The sequence below is a fragment of the Streptomyces sp. NPDC021012 genome (genome assembly GCF_044333355.1).
In the GTDB taxonomy this organism is placed as follows: domain Bacteria; phylum Actinomycetota; class Actinomycetes; order Streptomycetales; family Streptomycetaceae; genus Streptomyces.
On the sequence record NZ_JBIRQU010000035.1, the window covers coordinates 1 to 1,542 of the forward strand.

At 56.7% G+C, this 1,542-nt stretch carries 1 rRNA gene; it reads left to right on the forward strand.

The window, feature by feature from the left end:
* A 23S ribosomal RNA gene (locus tag ACH4TP_RS40330) occupies positions 1-1,501 on the forward strand; the annotation flags it as partial.
* Positions 1,502-1,542: the final 41 nt, after the last annotated feature.

Genomic DNA, 1,542 nt, shown 5'->3' on the forward strand with positions numbered 1-1,542 from the left:
GTAGTAGGTAAGCGATGGGGTGACGCAGGAAGGTAGTCCAGCCCGGGCGGTGGTTGTCCCGGGGTAAGGGTGTAGGGCGTGTGATAGGCAAATCCGTCACACACGTAGCCTGAGACCTGATGCCGAGCCGATTGTGGTGAAGTGGATGATCCTATGCTGTCGAGAAAAGCCTCTAGCGAGTTTCATGGCGGCCCGTACCCTAAACCGACTCAGGTGGTCAGGTAGAGAATACCGAGGCGTTCGGGTGAACTATGGTTAAGGAACTCGGCAAAATGCCCCCGTAACTTCGGGAGAAGGGGGGCCACGCCTGGTGATCGGACTTGCTCCGTGAGCTGGGGGTGGCCGCAGAGACCAGCGAGAAGCGACTGTTTACTAAAAACACAGGTCCGTGCGAAGCCGTAAGGCGATGTATACGGACTGACGCCTGCCCGGTGCTGGAACGTTAAGGGGACCGGTTAGCTCTGTTTCGACGGGGCGAAGCTGAGAACTTAAGCGCCAGTAAACGGCGGTGGTAACTATAACCATCCTAAGGTAGCGAAATTCCTTGTCGGGTAAGTTCCGACCTGCACGAATGGCGTAACGACTTCTCGACTGTCTCAACCATAGGCCCGGTGAAATTGCACTACGAGTAAAGATGCTCGTTTCGCGCAGCAGGACGGAAAGACCCCGGGACCTTTACTACAGTTTGATATTGGTGTTCGGTTCGGCTTGTGTAGGATAGGTGGGAGACTGTGAAGCCGTGACGCCAGTCATGGTGGAGTCGCCGTTGAAATACCACTCTGGTCGTGCTGGATGTCTAACCTCGGTCCGTGATCCGGATCAGGGACAGTGTCTGATGGGTAGTTTAACTGGGGCGGTTGCCTCCCAAAGGGTAACGGAGGCGCCCAAAGGTTCCCTCAGCCTGGTTGGCAATCAGGTGTTGAGTGTAAGTGCACAAGGGAGCTTGACTGTGAGACCGACGGGTCGAGCAGGGACGAAAGTCGGGACTAGTGATCCGGCGGTGGCTTGTGGAAGCGCCGTCGCTCAACGGATAAAAGGTACCCCGGGGATAACAGGCTGATCTTCCCCAAGAGTCCATATCGACGGGATGGTTTGGCACCTCGATGTCGGCTCGTCGCATCCTGGGGCTGGAGTCGGTCCCAAGGGTTGGGCTGTTCGCCCATTAAAGCGGTACGCGAGCTGGGTTTAGAACGTCGTGAGACAGTTCGGTCCCTATCCGCTGTGCGCGTAGGAATATTGAGAAGGGCTGTCCCTAGTACGAGAGGACCGGGACGGACGAACCTCTGGTGTGCCAGTTGTCCTGCCAAGGGCATGGCTGGTTGGCTACGTTCGGGAGGGATAACCGCTGAAAGCATCTAAGCGGGAAGCCTGCTTCGAGATGAGTATTCCCACCTCCTTGAGAGGGTAAGGCTCCCAGTAGACGACTGGGTTGATAGGCCGGATGTGGAAGCCCTGTAAGGGGTGGAGCTGACCGGTACTAATAGGCCGAGGGCTTGTCCTCAGTTGCTCGCGTCCACTGTGTTAGTTCTGAAGCAACGAACA